Origin of the sequence: Streptomyces sp. TLI_053 (assembly GCF_900105395.1) — a bacterium.
Classification (GTDB): domain Bacteria; phylum Actinomycetota; class Actinomycetes; order Streptomycetales; family Streptomycetaceae; genus Kitasatospora.
Window position 1 is genome coordinate 6326145 of sequence record NZ_LT629775.1, and the last position, 22927, is coordinate 6349071.

Sequence of the window (22927 nt, forward strand, 5' to 3'; positions counted from 1 at the left end):
CGTGGCCACCCGGGGCGGGTGGCCACGACGGAAGGGGACCCAGGACCGGCCGTCAGCCGATGGAGCGGGGGAGGCGGGTCGTCAGGTAGAGGACGGTGAAGGACCCCAGGAGCTGGACGCCGAGGCAGAGGGCCAGCGCGCGGTCCATGCCCAGCGTGGGGGAGAGGCTCAGGTAGAGGGTGCCGAGGGTGGCGACGCCCAGGGCGAGGCTGGCCTGCTGACCGGTGGCGAGGACACCGCTGCCCACACCGGCCCGCGCGGCGGGGACCTTGGAGAGGACGACGCGGAACAGCGGGGTGCCGATCAGGCCCTGGCCGATGCCGGCGAGCGCGACGCCGGGGGCCATCCGCAGCGGGGAGAATCCGTTCCAGTCGGTGAGCACCGTGGCGGCCAGGGTCACGAGGCCGAGGGCCTGGACGGCGGCGCCGGCGGTCAGGACCCGGCTGCCGAACCGGCCGATCAGGCGCGGGCCGGACAGCGAGGCGGTGAAGTAGCCGACGGCCATCGGGACCAGTGCCCAGCCCGCCGCGACCGGGCCGAGGTGCAGGCCCTGCTGGAGGGCGACGGCGATGACGAACATGAAGCCGCCGAAGCCGCCGAAGTAGGGGAGGGCGATGCCGAGGCCCCTCCTCATCTCGGGGATGCGCAGCAGGGTGGGCGGCACCAGCGGGGCGCCGCCGAGGCGCTCGGCCCGGCGCTCGACCAGGGCGAAGGCGGTGGCGAACACGGGGAACAGCGCGAGCAGCAGCCAGGACCACAGCGGCCAGCCGGCGGCGCGGCCCTCCATCAGCGGCACCAGCAGGGCGAGCAGGGCGGCCGTGAGCAGGACCGTGCCGGCGATGTCGACCTTGGCGCCCTGCGGTGCGCGGCTCTCCGGGACGAAGCGCAGCGCCAGGACGAGGGCGAGCAGGGCGAAGGGGACGTTCAGCAGGAAGACCGAGCGCCAGCCGGTGCCGAAGAGGTCGGCGGCGACCAGCATCCCGCCGAGCACCTGCCCGATGACCACCGAGATGCCGCCGACCGCGCCGTACACCGAGAGGGCGCGCCCGCGCCGGGCGCCGTGGGTGGCGGCGGTGATGGTGCCGAGGACCTGGGGGATCAGCAGGGCGGCCGACGCGCCCTGGGCGGCCCGGGCGGCGACCAGGCTCCACGCCCCGGGGGCGAGTCCGCAGGCGAGCGAGGTCACGGCGAAGGCGGCCGCCCCGACCACGAAGAGGCGGCGCCGGCCGAAGAGGTCGCCGAGTCGTCCGCCGAGGACGAGCAGGACGGCGAAGGCGATGCCGTACCCGGCCGCGACCAGCTCCAGGACGGCGGGTCCGGCGGCGAGGTCGTGGTCGATGGTCGGCAGAGCGACGTTCACTATGAAGAAGTCAAGCATCGGGAGGAAGGCCCCGAGCAGGACGGTGACCAGTCCGGCTGTGCCGAGGGAGGGAGAGGAAGGAGAGGAAAGAGAGGAAGGGGCGGTGCCGTCGGAGGAGGCGGCTGAGGCGGTGGGGACGAGGGGCCTGGTGGCGGTCAGTTGCTGGGTCACGGTCATACGATGCGCCGTGCCGCAACCTGGTACCAGAGTGTGCTTATCCAGGTATAAGAAGTACCTGGCAACAGGATGAGTCGTGCCGCATGCTGGTGGAATGAGTCTGACCGCCGTCACGGCAACCACCGGGAAAGTGCCCGCCGACGATCGGCGGCAACAGCTGGCGGCGTTCCTGCGCAGTCGCCGGGAGCGGATCACCCCCGAGCAGGTGGGGCTGCCGCCGACCGGTCGGCGGCGGACGCCGGGGCTGCGCCGTGAGGAAGTGGCGCAGATCGCCGCCGTCGGGGTCACCTGGTACACGTGGCTGGAGCAGGGGCGCGAGATCCAGGTGTCCGTGCAGGTACTGGACGCGGTGGCGCGCGCCCTGCTGCTCGACCCCAGTGAGCGGGCCCATCTGTTCACCCTGGCCGGCGCGGAGGATCCGGCGCCGGTGCGGGAGTGCCCGACCGTCACGCCTGCGGTCCGGATGACGCTGGACCGGATGGCCCCCTACCCGGCCGCGGTGATCAACTCCCGCTACGACGTGCTGGCCCACAACGCGCAGTACACCGGGATCGTCGGCGACCTGGCAGCACTGCCGCCCGAGGACCGCAATCTGATGTGGCTGGCCTTCACCCCCTCGCGCTTCCGGGACGTGCTGGTGGACCACGAGGAGGAGCGGGACGTCATGGTCGCCCGGTTCCGGTCCGGGATGGGCGACCACGGGGCCGAGCCCGCCTGGCGGGCGCTGCTCTGCCGGCTGCGCAAGGCCTCGCCGGTGTTCGACGCGGCCTGGCAGCGGCACGACGTCCTGCGGCCGGGCAACGGCCTGAAGCGCTTCCTGGTACCGGAGGTGGGGCTGTTGCGGCTCGACTACACCAGCTTCTGGCTCGGTCCGGTCCAGGGGCCGCGGATGGTCGTCTACACCCCGAAGGACGAGGAGACGGCCGCGCTGCTGTCGCGGCTTCCCACCCGGTTGCCGTCGGCCGTGGCGGGCGCGGGGGTACCGCTCGGCTGACGGCAGCCCGGTGCGGGCCAGGCCGAGGGCCAGGCAGAGCGCCGCCAGCGGGAGCTCGACACAGCCCGCCATGACCAGCGCGGCGAGCGTCTCCTGGCCCGGCAGCGCGGTGGCGATGTCGACCAGGGCGTCGCCCACGAGCAGCAGGGCCACCACCGCGGCCGGTCCTGCGGCGGCCGCGCCGCGGCGGCGCAGCCCGGCGTCGAGCCGGAGCAGGGCGGCCAGTTCGCACAGGTCGAGGGCGGCCCACCCGGTGTCGCCCGCGGCCACGAGCAGAGCCGTCCAGGGCAGCAGCAGGAACGCGGCGAGCGCGGGCACCCACTCGGCGCTCGGGCCGAGCAGGCGGCGGCCGGCCCGGGCGGCGCGCGACGCGCGGGCCGGGGCGAGGCCGAGGACGCCGGTGCTCATCGGGTACCCCCGGTGCCGCCGCCGACACGGGCCCGGACCAGCGGCGACCGCTCGGGGGCGGCACCGCGCGCCTCGACCAGTACGCCGCCGAACACGCCCTCGCCCCAGGCGAGCCAGAACTCCCCGCTGACGGTGACCACCTCGGCCGCGTGGACGACCGGGGCCGGCCGGCCGGGCAGCCGCAGCAGCCGCCCGCCGGTGAACCCGACGACCGGGACCGCCCCGCCCCGCGGCAGCCGCCCCCAGGCGAGACCGTGCCGGGGACGGCGGCGCCCGCCCGGGCCGGCCGCGGCCCAGGCGCGGGCACCGCGCAGCAGACCGCCGGCGAGGCGGGCCGCGACCAGGACGTCCACCAGCTCGTCGTGCTCGTAGACCTCCAGGGCCGCGCGGCCGCGAGTCCGGCCGGCCCGGACACTGCGCACCGACCACGGCCCGGCGGCCGGGTGGGCCGGCCCCCGCAGGCCGGCGGGTCCGACCGGGAGCCGGCCCTCTGCCCGGCCGGCCGCGGCGGCCGCGGCGGTGGCGCCGAGGGTCGGACGCCCGTGCGGCAGATCGGCGGAGTGCGATGCGTAGCTCGTCATGCCCTCAAGACTGACCGTCCCGGGCGGCGCTGTCGGTAGTGCACCGATCCGAATCGGGGGTGTACCCAGCTTCACCATTTCTCGGCAGCGACCTTCATGGTGACGGTCGATCACGGCACTCTAGGCTGTCCGCCATGCTCTCCACGAAGCCGCGCCGTGCGCTCCTCGGGAGCGCCGCCCGGTCCCCGTGGCCTGCGGCGTTCTGGCGGGACGCCCGGTTCCTCGCTGCCGGAATCCCGCTCTCCCTTCCTGTCTGGCTGGCCGTCACCGTTCCCAAGGTGTCGCTGTTCCTCGCGGGCGTGATCCTGTTCGGCATCCGTCTGCTCTCCACCGCGCAGCGCGCCCGGCTGCGGGAGTTGCGCGGGGTGGACGCCCCGCGGCTGCTCCGGCCCGCCGGCACCTCCGCCGGTGCGGTGACCAAGCTGCGCACCGCCGTGAGCTGGCGCCAGGTCGGCTACCACCTGGTGGTCGGTCCGCTGGTCGCGCTCGGCGCGCTGGCCGTGCTGTGGGCGTGGGGCGGGGCCGTGGTGGCCTCGACGGTCCTCGGCTGGGCCTGGATGATGCCGCCGACCTCACCGGTCGCGGACCAGTGGGTCGAGCTGGACATCGCGCTCACCGTCGGCGGCGTGCTGGTGCTGGCGGTCCTGCCCAGGGCGGTCCGGCTGCTGGCCGCCCTGGACGAGGCGCTCGCGGTGCGCATGCTCGGGCCGGGCCGGACGGCCGTGCTGGAGCACCGGATCGAGGAGGTGGTGGAGAGCCGGGCCGGCCTGGTGGACGCGGTCGACGCCGAGCGCCGCCGGATCGAGCGCGACCTCCACGACGGGGCCCAGCAACGGCTCACCTCCCTGGCGATGAACCTCGGCCTGGCCCGGCGCACCCTCAAGGACGTCCCGCCCGAGGCGATGCAGGTGATAGTCGAGGCGCACGACGAGGCCCAGGCGGCCATCGACGAGCTGCGGGACCTCGTCCGCGGCCTGCACCCGGCCGTACTGGAGGACCGCGGGCTGGACGCGGCGCTCTCCGGCATCGCGGCCAGGATCCCGCTGCCGGTCCGGCTCGACGTCGACCTGTCCGAGCGGATAGCACCGACGGTCGAGGCCGTCGCCTACTTCACCGTCTCCGAGGCGCTGACCAATGTGGCCAAGCACGCCCGGGCCTCCCGGGTGGACGTGTCGGTGCGGACGGTCGGCGGCCGGCTGCGCCTGGTCGTCAGCGACGACGGCGTGGGCGGGGCGGACGCGGCCCGGGGCACCGGCCTGACCGGCCTTCGGCAGCGCACCGCCTCGGTCGACGGATCCCTGTCCCTGCTCAGCCCCGTCGGGGGCCCGACCACCATTACCGTGGAGTTGCCGTGCGCGCTGTGATCGCCGAGGACTCGGTCCTGCTCAGGGTCGGTCTGGTCAAGGTCCTGGAGGCCGTGGGCTTCGAGGTGGCCGCCGCCGTCGGGGACGCCGAGGCGCTGCTCGTCGCGGTGGAGGAGCACCGTCCGCGGGTGGTGGTGGCGGACGTCCGAATGCCGCCCGGCTACTCCGACGAGGGGGTGCGGGCCGCACTGGTGATCCGTCGGCAGTGGCCGGAGGTGGCGGTGCTGCTGCTCTCCCAGTTCGTCGAGGAGCGCTACGCCGCGGACCTGCTGACCAGCAACACCAGCGGGGTCGGCTACCTGCTCAAGCAGCGGGTGGCCAATGTCGACGAGTTCGTGGACGCCCTCCAGCGGGTCGCCGAGGGCGGGACGGCACTGGACCCGGAGGTGGTGGCCCAGCTGCTGGTGCGGCGCCACCGCGATCCGCTGGAGCGGCTGACCCCGCGCGAGCGGGACGTGCTCGCCCTGATGGCGGAGGGCCGGTCGAACGCGGCCATCGCCGGCTCCCTGGTGGTCAGCGACAGCGCGGTGGCCAAGCACATCAACTCGATCTTCGCCAAGCTCGACCTGCCGCAGGCGGACGACAGCCACCGCCGGGTGATGGCGGTGCTGCGCTTCCTGGAGGTGGCATGAGGATGCCGGGTACCGGTCGCAGGACGGGCACCGGCCCGGCCCGCGACGAGGGGACGGCGGCGGAACGCCGGGCGGAACCGGTACCTGGGCCCGTGCGTGGCGGCCACCGGGGCTGGCGGGTGCTCGGGACCGTGGTGCTCGTCGTCGTGATACTGACGGGCGCCGTACAGACCTGGGCGACGGCGGTGCGGCAGGAGACCCGTTCGGAGCGGACCTACGGCGTCGCGGTGACCAAGCTGCGGCTGGACACCGGCCGGGCCACCGTCCGGATCAGGCCCGGACGGGAGGGCCAGGTGGTGGTCCGGCAGATCCTGAACTGGAAGGTCCGGATGCCGGTGGTCTCGGCGCTGTTCGACCAGGACGAGCTCGACGTCCGGATGTACTGCAACCAGGTCATGCCCTTCAGCGACATCGGCTGCGGAGCGGTGATCGAGCTGGAGATGCCGCCCGGGGTCGCGGTGACCGGCCGACAGTCCAGCGGCGGCATCGACATCGCCGGGGTGAGGGGGCCGATCGATCTCGTCTCCACCTCGGGGGCGGTCCGGTTGGCCGATGTGTCCGGTCCGCTCACCGTGCGCACCACCTCCGGGTCCGTGCACGGTCAGCGTCTCACTTCCCCGCGGGCCAACGCGGCCGCGACCTCGGGTTCGGTGGACCTGCGGTTCGTCTCGGAGCCCTCGGCCGTGGACATCGGCGTCACCTCGGGATCGGTGGTCCTGGCCCTGCCGCCAGGATCCCAGTACGACTTCGAGGGCGGCTCGGCCCCCCACGGCAGGATCGATCCGGCGCTGGCCGACCGCTCCAGCCCGCACAAGGTGAGGATCTCGGTCAGCTCCGGTTCGGTCTCGGTCTTCCCGAGGGGCGGTGACACCGACGGCAACCAGTGAGAGCCGACCGGACCGGGGCGGACGGTGACAGGGCGGACGGTGACAGGTCGGACGGTGACAGGTCGGGCCGTGACCGGCAGGGCGGGACCGGCCGGCGGCGGGGCAGGGCCGGAGGTGAGCCCGGCCCGGTGGCCCCCCGGGGCAGGCACGGCGGGTGGGGGACAATGGAGAGTCCCCGAATCGCCGTCCCCGAGGTCAGCCGCGCATGACAGTCCCGCCCGCACCCACCGAGCCGAGCACCGCGACCAGCGCCACCGGCACGACCGGCACGACCGGCACTGCGGTGACCGGCCTCATCGGCGCTGTGTCCACCAATGCCCCGACCGCCGCCGGCCCAGCCGCCGCCCCGACGGCCTCCGCCTCGGCCGTCGCTCCGACCGCCTCCGCGGCCGGCGCCGAGTTCGCGCCGCTGACCGTCGGCCCGATGCGGGTCTGGCCGCCTGTGGTCCTGGCGCCGATGGCCGGTATCACCAACGCGCCGTTCCGCACCCTCTGCCGCGAGCAGAGCGGAGGCAAGGGCCTCTACGTGTCGGAGATGATCACCACCCGGGCCCTGGTCGAGCGCAACGCGAAGACCATGCAGCTGATCAAGTTCGACCCGAGCGAGAAGCCGCGCTCGATCCAGCTGTACGGCGTGGACCCGGTGACCGTCGGCAAGGCGGCCCGGATGATCGCGGACGAGAACCTCGCCGACCACATCGACCTCAACTTCGGCTGCCCCGTCCCCAAGGTGACCCGCAAGGGCGGCGGCTCGGCGCTCCCGTACAAGCGCAACCTGCTGCGGGAGATCCTCCGCGAGGCCGTGTCCAACGCCGGCGGCCTGCCGGTCACCATGAAGATGCGCAAGGGCATCGACGACGACCACCTCACCTATCTGGACGCCGGCCGGATCGGTGCCGAGGAGGGTGTCTCCGCGATCGCCCTGCACGGACGCACCGCCGCCCAGCACTACGGCGGTACCGCCGACTGGTCGGCGATCGCCAGGCTGCGCGAGGCCGTCCCGGCGGGGATCCCGGTGCTCGGCAACGGGGACATCTGGTCGGCCGACGACGCGGTGCGGATGATGCGCGAGACCGGCTGCGACGGCGTGGTGGTGGGCCGTGGCTGCCTGGGCCGGCCGTGGTTGTTCCGGGACCTGGTGGCGATCTTCGAGGGCGAGGTGGACTACGCGCGTCCGACCTTCGCCGACGTCGCACGGGCGATGGTCCGCCACGCGCAGCTGCTCGGTGAGTGGCTGGGCGACGAGGCCCGCGGCGTGATCGACTTCCGCAAGCACGTCGCCTGGTACACCAAGGGCTTCTCGGTGGGCTCGGAACTGCGGGTGAAGCTGGCGAACTCGTCCTCGTTGGCCGAATTGGCCGAAACCCTGGCCCTGGTGGAGCAGTCGCAGAGCTGGCCGGCCGGTGCCGACGGCCCGCGGGGGCGGACCAGCGGCAACAACCGCGTGGTCCTGCCCGAAGGCTGGTTGGACGATCCGTACGACTGCGCCCGACCGGGCGAAGGCGCCGAATCGGACACCTCTGGCGGGTGAACTGTACGGGGTGGTGAAATCGGCCCCCTTGGGCCGATGGCCACCCCGTCCCAGCCCTCTTGGCCACTCTGGACAAGAGGGCTCCTTTTTGGCATTCGAATGTCACGGAACGAGCACGTTTCTGGACACAGTGCGACGATGGGCGGGGTCGGCCTACGCTCGATCGGTGAGATGTGTCCGTGACGCTTGCCACATACCCTGTGTGCCCCCGGGGTCCGACAGGACGAAATGAACAAGTCGACGGTGGATCGCTTCCCGAAGGGGGGCGGCGGTGGATCGGCACTGAGGGTGCAGGAAATCAAGCCGGGCCGTCAGGCCGGACCGCCGGTGGCTACCGTGTGTTCCGGATATGTGATCTTCCGGTTTCCGCGCCTTCAAGACTTGAACGCTCGCTAGCGTCATCCGGACGATTTCACCTCCAGAGGTGAACGCCGTTCTATGCATTCGATCTAGCGGGTTACCTGCTGCTCCTGACCACGTACGGCCTATTGGCGGCGCAGAAGCGCCTTCGAAATGGGTATGTTCTCCGGCGTCAGGGCAACCGTGCGCGAGGAGACCGACCCGTGGCGTCCCAGCAGAAGTTTGTTTACTCCTTCACTGAAGGAAACAAGGACCTCAAGGATCTTCTTGGCGGCAAGGGCGCGAACCTGGCCGAGATGACCAACCTGGGTCTTCCGGTCCCCCCGGGGTTCACGATCACCACCGAGGCCTGCAAGGTCTTCCTGGAGACCGGCACCGAGCCCACCTCGCTGCACGAGGAGATCAGCGCCCACCTGGACGCGCTCGAGCAGGAGATGGGCAAGCAGCTCGGCCAGGCCGACAACCCGCTGCTCGTCTCGGTGCGTTCGGGCGCCAAGTTCTCCATGCCCGGCATGATGGACACCGTCCTGAACATCGGCCTCTCGGACACCTCGGTGGTCGGCCTGGTCGCGCAGTCCGGCAACGAGCGCTTCGCCTGGGACTCCTACCGTCGCCTGGTCCAGATGTTCGGCAAGACCGTGCTGGGCGTCGACGGCGAGCTGTTCGAGGAGGCTCTGGACGAGGCCAAGCACGCCAAGGGCACCGCCAGCGACCTCGACCTCGACGCCGCGGACCTCAAGCAGCTGGTCGAGGTGTTCAAGGGCATCGTCGAGCGCGAGACCGGCCGGGCCTTCCCGCAGGACCCGCGCGAGCAGATGGACCTCGCCATCCACGCCGTCTTCCACTCCTGGAACGGCGACCGCGCCCGGCTCTACCGCCGCCAGGAGCGCATTCCGAACGACCTGGGCACCGCGGTCAACGTGTGCAGCATGGTGTTCGGCAACCTCGGCGAGGACTCCGGCACCGGCGTCGCCTTCACCCGTGACCCCTCCACCGGTGCCCAGGGCGTCTACGGCGACTACCTGTCCAACGCCCAGGGCGAGGACGTCGTCGCCGGCATCCGCAACACCCTGCCGCTGTCCGAGCTGGAGAAGCTCGACAAGAAGTCGTACGACGAGCTGATGGCGATCATGCAGACGCTCGAGACCCACTACCGGGACCTCTGCGACATCGAGTTCACCATCGAGCGCGGCAAGCTCTGGATGCTGCAGACCCGGGTCGGCAAGCGCACCGCCGCGGCCGCCTTCCGGATCGCCGTCCAGCTGGTCGACCAGGGTCTGATCGACCTGGACGAGGCCCTGATGCGGGTCACCGGCGGCCAGCTCTCCCAGCTGATGTTCCCGCGCTTCGCCCCCAATGCCGAGTCCAAGCAGATCGCCCGGGGCCTCGCCGCCTCGCCCGGCGCCGCGATCGGCAAGATCGTCTTCGACTCCTACACCGCGGTGAAGTGGTCGCGCTCCGGCGAGAAGGTCATCCTGGTCCGTCGCGAGACCAACCCGGACGACCTGGACGGCATGATCGCCGCCGAGGGCATCCTCACCTCGCGCGGCGGCAAGACCTCGCACGCGGCCGTCGTCGCCCGCGGCATGGGCAAGACCTGTGTCTGCGGTGCCGAGGAGCTGGAGGTCGACACCAAGCGCCGCCGGATGACCACCGCCGACGGCCTGGAGCTGGAGGAAGGTGACATCGTCTCGATCGACGGCGCCACCGGCAAGGTGTACCTCGGCGAGGTGCCCGTGCTCCCCTCCGCGGTGGTGGAGTACTTCGAGGGCACCCTGCACGCCGGCGCCGACGTCCAGGGCGGTCTGGTCCAGGCCGTGCACCGGCTGATGTCCCACGCCGACGGCCGCCGCCGCCTCGCGGTGCGCGCCAACGCCGACAACTCCGAGGACGGCTCGCGCGCCCGTCGTTACGGCGCCCAGGGCATCGGCCTGTGCCGCACCGAGCACATGTTCCTCGGTGAGGAGCGCCGCAAGGAGGTCGAGCACCTGATCCTCGCGGACAACGACAAGGACCGCGAGGCCGCGCTCTCCACCCTGCTGCCGCTGCAGAAGGGCGACTTCCTGGAGCTGTTCCAGGCGATGGACGGACTGCCCGTCACCGTCCGCCTGCTCGACCCGCCGCTGCACGAGTTCCTGCCCGACATCACCGAGCTGTCGGTGCGCGTCGCCCTCGCCGAGGCCCGCAAGGACCCGAACGAGAACGACCTGCGTCTGCTCCAGGCGGTGCACAAGCTGCACGAGCAGAACCCGATGCTCGGCCTGCGCGGTGTGCGCCTCGGCCTGGTCATCCCCGGCCTGTTCGGCATGCAGGTCCGGGCCATCGCCGAGGCCGCCGCCGAGCGCAAGCTGGCCGGGGCGGACCCGCGTCCCGAGGTCATGATCCCGCTGGTCGGCACCGTCCAGGAGCTGGAGCTGGTCCGCGACGAGTGCGAGCGCGTGCTCGCCGAGGTCTCCCAGTCCACCGGTGTCCGGCTGGACATCAAGCTCGGCACCATGATCGAGCTGCCGCGCGCCGCCGTGACGGCCGGCCAGATCGCCGAGGCCGCCGAGTTCTTCTCCTTCGGCACCAACGACCTCACCCAGACGGTCTGGGGCTTCTCCCGCGACGACGTCGAGGCCTCCTTCTTCACCGCCTACCTGGAGAAGGGCATCTTCGGGGTCTCGCCGTTCGAGACCATCGACCGCGACGGTGTCGGCGCGCTCGTGAAGCACGCCGTCCAGGCCGGTCGGGCCACCCGCCCCGACCTCAAGCTCGGCGTCTGCGGCGAGCACGGCGGCGACCCGGAGTCGGTGCACTTCTTCCACGAGGTCGGGCTGGACTACGTCTCCTGCTCCCCCTTCCGGATCCCGGTGGCGCGTCTGGAGGCCGGTCGCGCCGCCATCGAGACTGCGGGCAGCGACTCGCGCTGAGGCCGGGGGCTCGTCATGAGCCCCTCGGCACGGCCGAATCGCTGACCGTGTCCCCTCCATCGGGGAGGGGCGTACACCGGAGCTCGGCGCAGGAGAACCGGCGTACGTGAAGCGGCCGGGGCGGGAGCGGACAATGGCGTCCGTACCCGCCCCGGCCGCGTGCTTCTCCGGCCCGCCCGCCTCGCCCGGACCCGGCCTCCGGTGGGCCGTCACCCCGAAGGGCCCCGCCCCCGTTGTGGTACCGGCCACGCGTGTGGCTGGCCGGGACCCGGCCCGCCGACTGCCAAGCTGGGCCCATGACCAGCAGAAACCGCCTGTGGACCGCCCTCGCCGTGCTGATCTGCGTGCTCGCCGCCGCGGTCGGCTACCTGCTCTCGGACGACACCGGCAGCAGTGCGCCCCGAGCCGCCGCGACCGCCACGGGCCCCACCGCCACGGGCCCCATCGGCACCGGCCCCACCGCCACGGGCCCCATCGGCACCGACCCCACCGGCACCGGCCCGGCCGCGGCCTCGAGCGCTCCGGTGGCGCCGAAGCCCAGCGCACCCCGGTCCTCGGCCCCGGCCACCCCGCCGGCGACGGCCGCCGGCACCGGATGGGTTCCGACCGACCCGGCGCTGGCCGACGTCTGCCGCACCGGGCTCCCGGACCAGGCCCGCGACACCCTCGGACTGATCGCCAAGGGCGGCCCCTACCCCTACCGCTCGGACGGCATCGTCTTCGAGAACCGGGAGAGCCGCCTCCCGCGCAAGACCTCGGGCTACTACCACGAGTTCACCGTCGTCACTCCCGGCTCCGGCGACCGGGGCGCCCGCCGGGTGGTCACCGGTGGCTCCGGCGAGCAGTACTGGACCGCTGACCACTACGCCACCTTCCAGGAGATCGACTCCCGCTGCTGACGACCGGGGAGCCGCCGACCCCGAGCTGAAAGTACTTTCCATGACGGAAAGTACGTGCCATAGTGGAACGAAGATCAACGATCACCGCGATCACCACCGGGGGACTTCATGACCGATTCCGTGCCCGTCGAGCTGTCCGCGACCGAGGCGCTGGGCCTCGCGGCCCGGGCACGCGCCGCCGCCCGGGCGCCGCAGCCGGTGCCGGCCTGGTACGGCGCCACCTTCGCGGTCGGCTTCTCGCTCTACGGCCTCGGGATCGGCTACGCGCTGTGGGCCGACCTGAGCTGGCTGGGCGGTGTGCTGGGCGCGGTCTTCGCGGCGGTCAGTGGTGCCCTGGGAGCCGTGGTGACCCGTCGGGGCGGTGTGGCGAGGGGCTGGACGCCCGGCTTGGGCGGACCGATGACGCGCTGGGTGGTGCTGGTCTTCGCCGGAGCCCTCGTGGTGGCCGCCGTCGTCCGACTGCTGGGCGCCGATCCCCGGGGGACGTTCGGCAGCGCCGGTGTCACGGCGGGGGTGCTGTTCTGGCTGACGACGGCGCGTGTGAACGCCCGGATCCGCCGCGAGGCGGAGGAGGTCTGATGGCCGGGCTCGACCCGCTGCTCCAGCACCCCACCCGGCTCACCGTGGTGGCGTTCCTCGGCGGCTGCATCGAGGCCGAGTTCTCCGCCGTCAGGGACTACTGCCAGGTCTCCGACTCGGTGCTCAGCAAGGCGGCCGGTGCGCTGGAGGAGGCCGGCTACCTGTCGGTGAAGAAGGGCTACGTCGGCAAGCGCCCGCGCACCTGGCTGGCCGCCACCCGGGCCGGCCGCCGGGCGCTCGCCGAGCACCTGGGCGTCCTGCAGCAACTGGTGGCGGCGGCCGAGACGGCCGGACGGGAGGCGGAGAACCGGCAACCGTGAGCTCCCGGGGCGCACGCCGCAGAGCCGCACGGCTGCCGAGCCGCCCGGCCACCACCCCCTCACCGGGCCCGCCGCCAGCTGACCCGGCCGTGCGGCCCGTGCGGACCGGCCGAGAGCAGCACGGCCAGCTCGTGCAGCACCGGCCCCGGGTCGCGGCGCAGCTGGACGGGGGTGGTGCGGACGACCGGGAGGCCGGCGGCGGTCAGCCGATTGGCCCGGGTCAGGCTCCGCTCGTGGTCGGCCGGGCGCAGGTGCCAGGCCCGGGAGTCGATCTCCAGGGCGACGCAGGACTGCGGCCAGTACGCGTCCGGCACGGCGAGGAAACGCCCGTCCAGGAGGAGCACCGGGTTCCAGAGCGGTTCGGGGAGCCCGGCAGCGCGCACCGCGTCCCGGGCCTCGCCCTCGACCACCGACCGCACTCCGGCCGTCAGCTCCTCCACCACCCGGGCCAGTCCGGCCAGGTCGCGGGCGTCCGGCCGGGCGAGCAACTGGTCCAGCAGTTCGCCGAGTTCGCAGTGCCGCCGCTGGACGGCCTCGGCGCAGAGGGCGCGGAACCGGCGCCGTCCGCTCTCCCGGGGCGCGAGGTCGGCCAGCGCCCGGGCGACCGAGGTGCTCCAGAGCCCGTCGTCGCGTTCGAAACCGGCCGGCATCGCCCCGCTCGCGCGGTGGATCCGGACGAACCCCCGGTCGGCGACCCGTCGCCGACCGGGAATCAGGACGTCCACTTCGGCGAGGTCGGCCGGGTGCCCGGCGGAGGGGAGGCCCGCGTCGGCGAGTACCGCCGCCCCGGTGAGCAGTACTTGCCCGGCCTGCGGCGCGGGCCGGCCCTTGGGGCCGGCGTAGGCGAGCGCGGCCCGCAGTCGCTGATGCGCGGTCAGTCGGCCGGTCTGCAGGCAGATCACCCGTGGCAGCACCCGCTGCCACGGGCCGTCGGGCCGAAGCCGGTGCGCGATCGTTCCGGACGGCACTCCGAGCGCGCGCAGTTGGGCGCGGGTGACGATGTGCTGCTGGTCGCCGCCGAGCAGCCGCAGCGGGTCGACGACCGGCCCGGGGGCGGCCCGTGCCCGAGCGGCGCCGGACGGACGCGGAACGGCGGCGGGCGGAGCGCCGGGCGGGGCAGCGACCGGAATGGTGGGAGGGGCGGCGAGGGTCATGCCGGGGTGTTTCCCGCCCGGATCGGAGGTATGCGAAACATCGCCCGCCCGGGGAATGCTCGGTCAAACCGGCTTGACGCCGGACCGGTCGGACGGTGGGCTTGGTGACCAAGATGACGATTCCTCACCCCGGCCCCGCGCTCGACGCGCTCGAGGGCCTCTCCGTCGGCGACGCCCTCGGCGCGCAGTTCTTCGTCCCCGCCACCGTGCGGGCCCACCTCGCCGCCCGCACCACCCCGCCCGGCCCCTGGCCGTGGACGGACGACACCGAGATGGCGTGCTCGGTGCACGCCGCGCACACCGAGCGCGGCGCGATCGACGTGTTCGACCTCACCCGTGCTTTCGCCCGCCGGCACGACTTCGACCGGGGCTACGGTCCGGCCGCCAACCGGCTGCTGCGGCTGGTCCGGGAGGGCGGTGACGCCCGGGAGCTGGCCTCGGCGCTGTTCGACGGCCAGAGGTCGTACGGCAACGGTGCCGCGATGCGGGTCGCCCCGCTCGGGGCGGCGTACGCGGCCGACCCGGCGGAGGCGGTGCGCCCGGCCGTCGAGACGGCGCTGATCACCCACACCCACCCGCAGGCGGTGGACGGCGCGGTCGCCGTCGCGGTGGCCGCCGCCTGCGCGGTGCGGGCCCGCGGCACCCGGACGGCGCCGGACGCCTTCCTGACGCAGGTCCGCCGGCTGACCCCGCGCGGGGCCGTCCACGACGGTCTGGCCGAGGCGGTCGCCCTGCTCGCCGAGCCGGACCTCACGGTGGTCGCGCGGGTGCTCGGCAACGGCAGCCGGACCAGCGCCGCCGACACCGTGCCCTACGCGCTGTGGTGCGCGGCCCGGCACCTCGCCGACTACCCGGCGGCGGTGTGGACGGCGGTGGCCGCCGGCGGGGACGCGGACACCGTGGCCGCGATCACCGGTGGCGTGGTCGCCGCGCACACCGGCACGGCCGGCATCCCCGCCGCCTGGCTGGCCGCCCGGGAGCCGTTGCCGGCCTGGGCCTTCGCCGACCCGGGCAGCGTGTCCGCCGGCCGGGGCCGCGCGGAGATGCTGGTGCCGCGGCCGTGCCCGGTGCCGGACGTGCTGTGGACGGACGAGCAGTGGCAGCGGCTGCGCACCGGGCCCGGGCCGCTGCTCGGGGGCCGCCGCCTGGCGGTGCACACCCGCGAGGGCACGCTCCGGCTCTGCGGTCCGGACGGCCACCCGCAGTGGGAGCTGGCACTGGTGCGGGACCGGGCCGGCCTGCGCCCGGTGTCGGCCGTGGTCGAGGCCTGCCCCGACCGGGCGCCCGGACCGGACGAGGGCCGGGGCACCGGTCTGCTGGACCGTCTGCTGCGGGCCGCCGTCACCGGCGCGCCGGTCGCGGAACGACCCCGGCCCGAGTGTCCGGACCCCGCGCGGGGTCCGGACACTCGGGCAACGAACCCTCCGGCACCGAACCACCGGAGCGCCCGGACCACCGGATCCCCAGGGCGAAGCCCGGGCGGAGACCTCGGGCCGTGAGCCTCAGGCCGTGATCAGATGCCCCGCACCGCCGCCGTGTCTAAGGCACTCCTGGTTGATCGCCGGGTCCGGGGCGCTCGGCGAGGTCGCGGCGGCGATCCGCAGCTCGACGATGTCCCGCACGGCGGGCCACTCGCTGTCCAGGATCGAGTAGAAGGCGGTGGACCTGACCACCCCGTCCAGCCCGCGCGAGTGCGCCCGGCGGACGCCCTCGGCGGTCGCGCCCAGCCGCTCGATCGCGGCCCGCGACCGCATGTTGCGGGCGTCGGCGCGCAGCGAGATCCGCTGCACGCCCCACACCTCGAAGGCGTGCCGCAGCATCAGCAGCTTCGCCTCGGTGTTGATGCCGGTGCCCTGGGCCCGCGGGGACAGCCAGGTGTTGCCGATCTCGGCGGCGTCCGGGACGGCCGTGGCCGGGTCGCCGAACGGCACGCCGGGGACCGGCGGCCAGACGAGCGGGCCCTGCCAGTAGTCGAGTTCCAGGAACCGGGTGGAACCCACCACTCGGCCGTCGGCCTGGTTCACCGTCGCGAACGGCAGCGACCGGCCGGAGGCCTGGTCCGCCAGGGCGCGCGCGATGTACTCCCGGGCAGCTTCCAGGCCGTGCGGGACGGGGGTGAAGGCGTAAGTCGTACGGTCCTCGGCGCCGGCCTGGGCGATGGCCTCGGCATGGTGCGCGGCGAGGGGCTCCAGCCGCACGGTGCGGCCGGTGAGGATGACAGGTACGGGCACGGAACCTTCGGTCCTTCGGCGGTCGGAGGGCGCTGGCCCGTGCCGGGGTGCGGCGAGGGTCAGCAGTGGACGGTTCGCCCCGCTCCGGAGTGTGCCCACCGAGGCCCGCGCACGCCGGAGGCCGGTCGAGCGGGGCGGGGAGCGACGGCCCGGAGTCGGGCAGCGCGGTGCCGGAACGGACACGGGTCGACGGACCGGTCCGGCGGGATGAGCGAGGGGACAGTGTGCGTCCGCGAGATGGCCGAAGAGGAAACGAGAGCGCGAAGGGAAGCAGGCGGCCAGGTGAAGGCAAGATGCGTCGTGGGTGACTGGCCGAGCACCGGTCCGGGTCGTGATCGACGGCGTTACGGACGACGTGACGACGACGCGACGATGCGAGGCAGCGAGAGGACGATACCCGCCAGAAGGCAATGCGTCACTTCGCGGCACACGAATGGCCGTCGGGGCTGGTCCGGGGCCTGTCGCGACGACCGTTCGCACCCTCCTGACCAGGGACTTCCGGGGCGGGTGCGATCATGGTCCGGTCGGCCTCGCGGGGGCGCGCGACGGGCGGCGCCGGGAAACGGGCCCGGCCCGGCGGGAATTCCGGCGGCACTCCGCACGCTGGACGAGGAGAGCCGGGCAGGAGTCCCAGCGCGGGCGGCCGCGCGGGGGCGTGCGCGGTGAACCGCGACGAGGAAAGAAACGGGGTGTGGGTGAGCGGTGCGTGATCCCCAGGCGCTGTACGAGCTGGACCAGCAGGGTGTGGCCGCGGTGGCCGCGGCGAGGGCCGCGCTGGCGGACACCGGTGCCGGCCTGGTGCTGCTCCACCACTTCGAGGGCTTCATGGACGCCGGCGAGGCGGGCGCCCAGGTGGTCGACCACCTGCTGGAGACGGGCGAGCCCCAGGTCGTCGCCCGCTTCGACCACGACCGCCTGGTGGACTACCGGGCCCGCCGCCCCGCGATGGTCTTCGACCGCGAGCACTGGTCGTCCTACGAGCCGCCGGAGATCCTGCTCCAGCTGCTCCACGACGCGGCCGGTTCCCCGTTCCTGCTGCTCACCGGGCCGGAGCCGGACGTCGAGTGGGAGCGTTTCGCCGCCGCCGTCCGGCAGCTGGTCGAGCGCTTCGACGTCCGGCTGGCCCTCGACTTCCACGGCATCCCGATGGGCGTGCCGCACACCCGCCCGGTCGGTCTGACCCCGCACGGCAACCGGCTGGACCTCGCGGCCGGCTACCCGCAGTGGTTCGAGCAGGCGCAGGTCCCGGGCAGTGCCCAGGCGCTGCTGGAGTACCGGCTGGCCGAGGCCGGGCACGACGTGCTGGGCTTCGCCGCCCACGTGCCGCACTACGTGGCGCGCTCGGCGTACCCGGCGGCCGCGGTGCTGATCCTGGAGGCCGTCCAGTCGGCGACCGGGCTGGTGCTGCCCGGCACGCTGCTGCGCGAGCGGGTGGACGAGGTGTACGCCGACATCGAGGAGCAGCTGGCGCAGGGCGACGGCGACCTCCGCTCGGCGATCCGGGGGATGGAGGGCCAGTACGACGCGGTGGCCGGTTCGCAGGGGCGGGAGAGCCTGCTGGCCGAGCCGGTGGACCTGCCGTCCGCGGACGAGCTGGGCCGCCGCTTCGAGCAGTTCCTGGCCGAGCACGAGCGCGGGCCGGAGTAACCGGCCGGGCGGCTCCGTGCGACGACGCGGCCCCGGGTGACGGACGCCGTCACCCGGGGCCGCCCGCTGTCGGGCTGTCGGGGCGTCCCGCACCGCCGAAATTTCCGGCTCCGGACGGGAGCGATCCCGCCCGCCCGTCCGTTGGTGACTGCGGTGCCCGGGGGACGGGCCGTCGTAGGGAGAATGCCAGCGGCTCCTACCGGGGGGTTCCCGTGTCACTGTCCGTACGCCCGATCGGCACGCTCGGCGGCGTGTTGAGCGCGGGCCTCGCCGCCGTGCTGGTCGCCGGATGTTCCGGTTCGTCCGGTTCGGAGACCGTCGCGGCGGCCGCCGCGGGCGGCTCGGCTCCGCCGCGCGCCGCCGCCACCGGGGCCGCGGCGTCACCGACCCCGACCCCGACGCCGACCCCGACGCCCACCGGGCCGTACGTGGCGCTCGGCGACTCCTACACGGCGGGTCTGAAGATCAGCCCCCAGGTGGGCGAACCCAGGGGCTGCTCCCGTTCGGCGGTCAACTACCCCTCGCTGGTGGCCCGGGCGCTCGGCCTGGCGGGCGAGCGGTTCCGCGACGTGAGCTGCAGCGGCGCCCGGACCGGCGACCTCACCGGCGCCCAGAGCACCGACGGCGGCGTCAACCCGCCGCAGCTGGACGCGCTCACCCCGGCCACCCGGCTGGTGACCCTCGGGATCGGCGGCAACGACGCCGGGTTCATGGAGGTCGTCGGCCAGTGCGCCAAGGAGAACCTGGTGGACGCGCTCAAGGGGCTGGTCGGCTCGGACCGCGCGGCGGCGCCGTGCCGGGACTCCTACGCGGCCGCGGACGGCGGGGACCAGGTGCAGCGCAAGGTGGACAGCGCCGGCGAGCGGCTCGGCGAGACCCTCGAGGAGGTCAAGCGGCGGTCCCCGAAGGCCAGGGTCTACGTGGTCGGCTACCCGGCGCTGCTGCCCGCCGACCCGGCGAGCTGCGTCCCGGTGCTGGGGGCGACCGTCGCGGGCGGGGACCTCGGCTTCCTGGTGGAGAAGGAGCAGCAGCTCAACGCGATGCTCAAGCGCCGGGCGGAGGCGGCCGGAGCGGTCTTCGTGGACCTCACCGGGCCCTCGTCCGGCCACGACATGTGCGCGGGCGAGGCCGCCCGATGGGTGGAGCCGCCGTTCCCCACCCACGGCCTGGCGGCGATCCACCCCAACGCCAAGGGCCAGGAGGGCGCGGCCGCGGCCGTCCTCAAGGCCCTGCGGGGCTGACCGGGGCCCGCCACCCACCCGGGGGCGGTCCGCCCGGCCCGCCCCCGTCGGCCGCCCCGGTCCGGCCCGCCCCCGTCGGCCGCCGCAGGGCCCGGCGAACGGGCCGAACGGCGGGCGCCCAAGGGTTCACGCCCCGGCCCGCGCGCGGTCGCGCGCGGCACACTTCCGGTGTCACAGCCGCGGCGTACGGTGAGGGGCATATGGACGACACCGCGCACCGCCTCACCGCCGCCACGACCCCGACCCCGTACGACCGCGCCGCCGAGGCCCGCTGGGTGCCCGAACCGGACAAACGCCCCGGCCGGACGGCGTTCCAGCGCGACCGCGCCCGGGTGCTCCACTCCGCCGCGCTGCGCCGGCTGGCCGGCACCACCCAGGTGGTCGCCCCGATGCGCAGCGACTTCCCCCGCACCCGGCTGACCCACTCGCTGGAATGCGCCCAGGTCGGCCGGGAGTTGGGCGCGGCGCTCGGCTGCGACCCGGACCTCGTCGAGACGGCGTGCCTGGCCCACGACATCGGCCACCCGCCGTTCGGCCACACCGGCGAGGAAGCGCTCGACCAGGCCGCCGAGACCTGCGGCGGATTCGAGGGCAACGCCCAGTCGCTCCGGATCCTGACCCGCCTGGAGCCCAAGCGCTTCGCCCCGCAGGACGGGTCGCCGGCCCGGCTGGCCCCCTGGCCGGGCCGCAGCGTCGGCCTCAACCTGAGCCGCGCCGCCCTGGACGCCGCCACCAAGTACCCGTGGCCGCACGGCGCCCACCCCGCCGACCCGGCCTCGCCCAAGTACGGCGTCTACGCCGACGACCTGCCGGTCTTCCGCTGGTTGCGGGCCGGTGCCCCGGCCGGGGTCAAGTGCTTCGAGGCCACCGTCATGGACTGGTCCGACGACGTCGCCTACTCGACCCACGACGTCGAGGACGGCCTGCAGGCCGGCCACATCGACCCGGTCGCGCTGCGTGCCCCGAGCGAGCGGTCCGAGCTGTTCAAGGTCGCCGAGCGCTACGCCCGGGACGCCGAGCCGGAGGAGCTGGCGGAGGCCCTGGACCGGCTGCTCGACAAGGACTGGTGGCCCGAGTCCTACGACGGCACCGCCCGCGCCCGGGCCGGGCTGAAGGACCTCACCAGCCAGCTGATCGGCCGGTTCTGCCTGGCCGCCGAGCAGGCCACCCGGGCCCGCTACGGCCCCGGCCCGCTGACCAGGTACGGGGCCGAGCTGGTGGTGCCGCGCGAGGTCCGGCTGGAGTGCGCGGTGCTCAAGGCGGTCGCGGTCCGGTACGTCATGCAGCGCGACGAGCAGGCCCAGCTGCGGGCCAGGCAGCGGATCGTCATCGCCGAGCTGGCCGAGGTCCTCACCCGGCGTGCGCCCGAGGTGCTGGACCCGGTGTTCGCCGCGATGTACGAGGAGGCGGAGGACGACCGCGCGGCCCTGCGCACCGTGATCGACCAGATCGCGACCCTCACCGACGCCTCGGCGCTGGCCCTGCACGCCCGGCTGACCGGCCCGGCCGGGTCCTGACGGGCGGTGCCGGGCGGACCCGCCGGACGACCCGGCCGCCCCAGTAGACTTCCGGGGTGGCCGGGCGGATCAGGGACGAAGACGTACAGGCGGTGCGGAGCGCGCTGCCGATCGACGCCGTGGTCGGCGACTACGTACAGCTGACCAACGGTGGCGGCGGCGAGTACAAGGGCGTCTGCCCCTTCCACGACGAGAAGTCCGCCTCCTTCTACGTCAATCCGGCCAAGGGCGTCTTCCACTGCTTCGGCTGCCAGGAGAACGGCGACACCATCGCCTTCCTGATGAAGATCGAGCACTTCACCTTCGCCGAGGCCGTCGAGCGGATGGCGGCCCAGGCCGGCATCACCCTGCGGTACGAGGAGGGCGGCTACAGCCCCCGGCACCAGCAGGGCGAGCGCACCCGGCTGGTCGAGGCGCACAAGGTGGCCGCCGCCTGGTACCAGGAGCAGCTGGCCTCGCCCGAGGCCGAGATCGGCCGCCGCTTCCTGGCCGAGCGCGGCTTCGACGAGGAGTCCGCGCGGACCTTCGGCGTCGGCTACGCCCCGGTCGGCTGGGAGCACCTGGTGCGGTACCTGCGCGGCAAGGGCTTCACGGACAAGGAGATCCTGCTCGGCGGCCTGGCCTCGCAGGGCCAGCGCGGCGGGCTGATCGACCGCTTCCGGGGGCGGCTGGTCTGGCCGATCCGGGACATCGCGGGCGAGGTGATCGGCTTCGGCGCCCGGCGGCTGCGCGAGGACGACAACGGCCCGAAGTACCTCAACACCCCCGAGACGCCGATCTACAAGAAGTCGCACGTGCTCTACGGCATCGACCTGGCGAAGAAGGAGATCGCCAAGTCCGGCCGCGCGGTGGTGGTCGAGGGCTACACCGATGTGATGGCCTGCCACCTGGCCGGGGTCACCTCCGCCGTGGCGACCTGCGGCACCGCCTTCGCCGAGGACCACATCAAGATCATCCGTCGGCTGCTGATGGACACCTCGCAGTACCGGGGCGAGACCGTCTTCACCTTCGACGGCGACGCGGCCGGCCAGAAGGCCGCGCTGCGGGCCTTCGAGGACGACCAGAAGTTCGCGGCCAAGACCTCCATCGCGGTCAGCCCCGGCGGCATGGACCCGTGCGAGCTGCGCCTCGCCAAGGGCGACGACGCGGTCCGCGAACTGATCGACAACCCCGTCCCGCTCTTCGAGTTCGCGCTGGGCTCGGCCGTCGCCAAGCACCGGGTGGACACCCCCGAGGGCCGGTCGGCGGCGTTGGAGGAGGCGGCACCGATCGTCGCCAGGATCAAGGACCGCTCCATCCAGCACGAGTACGCCGTCCGGCTGGCCGGCATGCTGGGCATCCTCGACGAGCCGTTCGTGGTCCGCCGGGTGGCCCAGCTGGCCCGCTGGGACCGCGAGCGCCAGCAGAACCCCCGGGCCAACGGCCAGCGCCGCCCCGAGCCGCCGCAGCCGGTCCGCCCGGCCCGGCCCGCCTTCGTGCTCAACCCGCGCGACCCGGCCCAGTTCGTCGAGCGCGAACTGCTCAAACTGGCCCTCCAGCACCCGGACCTGGTCTCGCCGGCCTTCGACAACTACGCCGAGGACGAGTTCCCCACCCCGCCCTACACCGCCGTGCGGCGGGCCATCGGCCAGGCCGGCGGCGCCGCCTACGGGGCCACCCTGGCCGACTTCACCAGTGTGGTGCGCGAGATCTGCCCGGACGACCGGGTGCGCTCGCTGGTCACCGAGCTGACCGTGGAGCCGGTGCGCTCGCGCCGCAAGGTCGACGCAATCTACGCGGGGGAGTTCCTGGTCAAGCTGCGGCTGCTGGCCGTGGACCGGCGGGTCGACGAGGTCCGCGCCCACCTCCAGCGCCTCGGCAACCGCGCGGCCGCGGAGGACCTGCACGCGGTGCAGACCGAGCTGTGGCAGCTCCAGCAGTACGGGCAGTCCCTGCGCAGCGGCGGTTCCGCGGCCCTCTAGGGCTCGTCCGGACCCGGGGGGGCGTCCGGTCCCCGGACCGGGCCCACCTGGCGAAGACCCGCTCCCCCCGGGCCCGTTCGCGCCCCCGCCCCCGTTCAGAAAGTCCGCGCACGAGTCTCGGCCACGGAGCGTGGCGTGCCGCACACTGGAGGGCGTCCTGCCTCCGTACAGC

Annotated in this window: 18 protein-coding genes; 14 read left to right on the forward strand and 4 right to left on the reverse strand. The window is 74.0% G+C overall.

Going from position 1 to position 22927, the window contains the following annotated elements:
* Positions 1 to 52: 52 nt before the first annotated feature.
* Positions 53 to 1537, reverse strand: coding sequence for an MFS transporter (locus tag BLU95_RS26170; protein WP_093862129.1), 1485 nt, complete (start codon positions 1535 to 1537; stop codon positions 53 to 55).
* A 94-nt stretch (positions 1538 to 1631) separates the two neighbouring features.
* On the opposite strand from BLU95_RS26170, the gene BLU95_RS26175 reads away from it, so the two are divergent.
* A complete protein-coding gene (locus tag BLU95_RS26175) occupies positions 1632 to 2531 on the forward strand; it encodes a helix-turn-helix transcriptional regulator (protein ID WP_093862130.1) in 900 nt (299 codons plus the stop codon).
* 404 nt (positions 2532 to 2935) lie between these two features.
* Here the strand turns inward: BLU95_RS26175 and BLU95_RS26180 are convergent, their stop codons facing one another.
* Positions 2936 to 3520 (reverse strand): hypothetical protein, encoded by a 585-nt coding sequence (locus BLU95_RS26180; RefSeq protein WP_093862131.1) that lies wholly within the window; start codon positions 3518 to 3520, stop codon positions 2936 to 2938.
* 134 nt (positions 3521 to 3654) lie between these two features.
* On the opposite strand from BLU95_RS26180, the gene BLU95_RS26185 reads away from it, so the two are divergent.
* The 8 genes from BLU95_RS26185 to BLU95_RS26220 all read left to right on the forward strand — a co-directional run bounded on the left by BLU95_RS26185 (position 3655) and on the right by BLU95_RS26220 (position 13004).
* Positions 3655 to 4884 (forward strand): sensor histidine kinase, encoded by a 1230-nt coding sequence (locus tag BLU95_RS26185; RefSeq protein WP_093862132.1) that lies wholly within the window; start codon positions 3655 to 3657, stop codon positions 4882 to 4884.
* Positions 4872 to 5516, forward strand: coding sequence for a response regulator (locus BLU95_RS26190; RefSeq protein WP_093862133.1), 645 nt, complete (start codon positions 4872 to 4874; stop codon positions 5514 to 5516). Before BLU95_RS26185 ends, BLU95_RS26190 begins: the two co-directional genes overlap by 13 nt.
* 2 nt (positions 5517 to 5518) lie before the next feature.
* Positions 5519 to 6403, forward strand: coding sequence for a DUF4097 family beta strand repeat-containing protein (locus BLU95_RS26195; RefSeq protein WP_159425000.1), 885 nt, complete (start codon positions 5519 to 5521; stop codon positions 6401 to 6403).
* A 424-nt stretch (positions 6404 to 6827) separates the two neighbouring features.
* Complete coding sequence (gene dusB / locus BLU95_RS26200) at positions 6828 to 7934, forward strand: tRNA dihydrouridine synthase DusB (RefSeq protein ID WP_231978850.1); 1107 nt, start codon at positions 6828 to 6830, stop codon at positions 7932 to 7934.
* Between the two features lie 563 nt (positions 7935 to 8497).
* The gene (ppdK, locus tag BLU95_RS26205) at positions 8498 to 11206 is read left to right on the forward strand and encodes a pyruvate, phosphate dikinase (protein WP_093862135.1); all 2709 of its coding nucleotides are present in this window, start codon (positions 8498 to 8500) and stop codon (positions 11204 to 11206) included.
* Positions 11207 to 11502: 296 nt separating this feature from the next.
* Positions 11503 to 12105, forward strand: a complete 603-nt coding sequence (locus tag BLU95_RS44365; protein WP_107452601.1) for a ribonuclease domain-containing protein — start codon at positions 11503 to 11505, stop codon at positions 12103 to 12105.
* A gap of 108 nt (positions 12106 to 12213) precedes the next feature.
* Entirely contained in the window at positions 12214 to 12684 is a 471-nt protein-coding gene (locus BLU95_RS26215) for a hypothetical protein (RefSeq protein ID WP_093862136.1), read from the forward strand.
* Positions 12684 to 13004, forward strand: coding sequence for a transcriptional regulator (locus tag BLU95_RS26220; RefSeq protein WP_093862137.1), 321 nt, complete (start codon positions 12684 to 12686; stop codon positions 13002 to 13004). The genes BLU95_RS26215 and BLU95_RS26220 overlap by 1 nt, the downstream gene beginning before the upstream one ends.
* Positions 13005 to 13063: 59 nt before the next feature.
* Here BLU95_RS26220 and BLU95_RS26225 read toward each other — a convergent pair whose 3' ends face one another.
* Complete coding sequence (locus tag BLU95_RS26225) at positions 13064 to 14158, reverse strand: hypothetical protein (protein WP_093862138.1); 1095 nt, start codon at positions 14156 to 14158, stop codon at positions 13064 to 13066.
* Between the two features lie 113 nt (positions 14159 to 14271).
* Between BLU95_RS26225 and BLU95_RS45615 the strand changes: the two genes are divergently transcribed.
* The gene (locus BLU95_RS45615; RefSeq protein WP_093865136.1) at positions 14272 to 15657 is read left to right on the forward strand and encodes an ADP-ribosylglycohydrolase family protein; all 1386 of its coding nucleotides are present in this window, start codon (positions 14272 to 14274) and stop codon (positions 15655 to 15657) included.
* Between the two features lie 3 nt (positions 15658 to 15660).
* Here BLU95_RS45615 and BLU95_RS26235 read toward each other — a convergent pair whose 3' ends face one another.
* A complete protein-coding gene (locus BLU95_RS26235) occupies positions 15661 to 16389 on the reverse strand; it encodes a GNAT family N-acetyltransferase (RefSeq protein ID WP_093862139.1) in 729 nt (242 codons plus the stop codon).
* Between the two features lie 702 nt (positions 16390 to 17091).
* Between BLU95_RS26235 and BLU95_RS26240 the strand changes: the two genes are divergently transcribed.
* The 4 genes from BLU95_RS26240 (at position 17092) to dnaG (ending at position 22755) form a co-directional block, all read left to right on the forward strand.
* Positions 17092 to 18036 (forward strand): PAC2 family protein, encoded by a 945-nt coding sequence (locus BLU95_RS26240; RefSeq protein WP_093862140.1) that lies wholly within the window; start codon positions 17092 to 17094, stop codon positions 18034 to 18036.
* A 212-nt stretch (positions 18037 to 18248) separates the two neighbouring features.
* Positions 18249 to 19277 carry an SGNH/GDSL hydrolase family protein gene (locus tag BLU95_RS26245; RefSeq protein ID WP_107452602.1) on the forward strand — a complete coding sequence of 343 codons (1029 nt, stop codon included), beginning with the start codon at positions 18249 to 18251 and terminating at the stop codon, positions 19275 to 19277.
* Between the two features lie 200 nt (positions 19278 to 19477).
* Entirely contained in the window at positions 19478 to 20794 is a 1317-nt protein-coding gene (locus BLU95_RS26250; protein ID WP_093862141.1) for a deoxyguanosinetriphosphate triphosphohydrolase, read from the forward strand.
* Between the two features lie 56 nt (positions 20795 to 20850).
* Positions 20851 to 22755, forward strand: coding sequence for a DNA primase (dnaG, locus tag BLU95_RS26255; RefSeq protein WP_093862142.1), 1905 nt, complete (start codon positions 20851 to 20853; stop codon positions 22753 to 22755).
* The last annotated feature ends 172 nt before the right edge of the window (positions 22756 to 22927 follow it).

Bases quoted from the DNA above. Each gene is read 5' to 3' on its own strand.
- BLU95_RS26170 (WP_093862129.1), bottom strand. From the start codon at position 1,537: ATGACCGTGACCCAGCAACTGACCGCCACCAGGCCCCTCGTCCCCACC.
- BLU95_RS26175 (WP_093862130.1), top strand. From the start codon at position 1,632: ATGAGTCTGACCGCCGTCACGGCAACCACCGGGAAAGTGCCCGCCGAC.
- BLU95_RS26180 (WP_093862131.1), bottom strand. From the start codon at position 3,520: ATGACGAGCTACGCATCGCACTCCGCCGATCTGCCGCACGGGCGTCCG.
- BLU95_RS26185 (WP_093862132.1), top strand. From the start codon at position 3,655: ATGCTCTCCACGAAGCCGCGCCGTGCGCTCCTCGGGAGCGCCGCCCGG.
- BLU95_RS26195 (WP_159425000.1), top strand. From the start codon at position 5,519: ATGCCGGGTACCGGTCGCAGGACGGGCACCGGCCCGGCCCGCGACGAG.
- dusB (WP_231978850.1), top strand. From the start codon at position 6,828: ATGCGGGTCTGGCCGCCTGTGGTCCTGGCGCCGATGGCCGGTATCACC.
- BLU95_RS44365 (WP_107452601.1), top strand. From the start codon at position 11,503: ATGACCAGCAGAAACCGCCTGTGGACCGCCCTCGCCGTGCTGATCTGC.
- BLU95_RS26215 (WP_093862136.1), top strand. From the start codon at position 12,214: ATGACCGATTCCGTGCCCGTCGAGCTGTCCGCGACCGAGGCGCTGGGC.
- BLU95_RS26220 (WP_093862137.1), top strand. From the start codon at position 12,684: ATGGCCGGGCTCGACCCGCTGCTCCAGCACCCCACCCGGCTCACCGTG.
- BLU95_RS26225 (WP_093862138.1), bottom strand. From the start codon at position 14,158: ATGACCCTCGCCGCCCCTCCCACCATTCCGGTCGCTGCCCCGCCCGGC.
- BLU95_RS45615 (WP_093865136.1), top strand. From the start codon at position 14,272: ATGACGATTCCTCACCCCGGCCCCGCGCTCGACGCGCTCGAGGGCCTC.
- BLU95_RS26250 (WP_093862141.1), top strand. From the start codon at position 19,478: ATGGACGACACCGCGCACCGCCTCACCGCCGCCACGACCCCGACCCCG.